Here is an 850-nt window from a genome sequence, read left to right on the forward strand (position 1 = left end):
TGTGACCTGGACGACGCGAAACGCTCCTGAAACCGGCCAGTCCCACGAATTTCCCCGCCGCTTTACGGCTCCTCGCGAGACAAATTCGCGTTCCTGTCCGGTGCTTCGCTTTGCTGCGCCCTTACAGGTTCAGGCCCGCTCCGCGCCGTCCGGGCGGTCCGGCGTCGACGGGGACAAGGTGTCCCTCGGAGACAGCCACGGAAACGAAAAGGAGACCCCCATGGCAAACGCACTCGGATATGTCAGCGAAACCAAGACCGGCTTCGAAGGCGCCCTCGCAATGATGAACCTCTCAGCCGCCATCCGTATCGAGAAGAATGCGGAAAAAGCCGAAGCGGCCCAGCCGGACTACCGCATCTTCGCCGGTGAGACCTCCACCGAAATCGGCGGCGGCTGGATGCGCAAGGCAAAGTCCTCGGGACGCGAATACGTCTCCCTGACCCTCGCAGATCCGCAGATCGGCCCGCGCCGCATCTACGCGAACCTTGCACCGGTCAAGGGCAAGAAAGGCCGCCACGTGATCCTCTGGAACCCCAGGGACTAAGCCCCACACACATCGCCAAACTGGCCGCTCCGGAGATCATTCCGGGGCGGCTTTAGACGTGTTTACATCGCTCGATAGAAGGGTATCTATAACCACACGAAGCCATATGCGCTGCGCATGGTTAAGTGAGGTGTCGCCGCGACACCGTATATCTTCGTGACTTCCAATTAGAATTTTCTTTTGCTTTCTCGGTCGTGTTGAAGCCGCCACGTTGATCTGTGCCCGGCAAGACGGGGGACGGGGAATGAACGAGGCAAAAGGACGGCCAAGTCCTTTCCTGACGACGAAAGAAGCGGCTGCCTATCT

Annotated in this window: 1 protein-coding gene; it reads left to right on the plus strand. The window is 59.8% G+C overall.

The window, feature by feature from the left end; translation table 11 throughout:
* Positions 1-220 precede the first annotated feature (220 nt).
* Positions 221-544: a DUF736 domain-containing protein gene (locus tag HY30_RS18150; RefSeq protein ID WP_034744419.1), complete on the plus strand. Its 324-nt coding sequence runs from the start codon at positions 221-223 to the stop codon at positions 542-544.
* The last annotated feature ends 306 nt before the right edge of the window (positions 545-850 follow it).

This window comes from Hyphomonas chukchiensis (assembly GCF_000682695.1).
GTDB classification, from domain to species: domain Bacteria; phylum Pseudomonadota; class Alphaproteobacteria; order Caulobacterales; family Hyphomonadaceae; genus Hyphomonas; species Hyphomonas chukchiensis.

Coding starts and splice junctions, on each gene's coding strand:
- HY30_RS18150 (WP_034744419.1), top strand. CDS start 221: ATGGCAAACGCACTCGGATATGTCAGCGAAACCAAGACCGGCTTCGAA.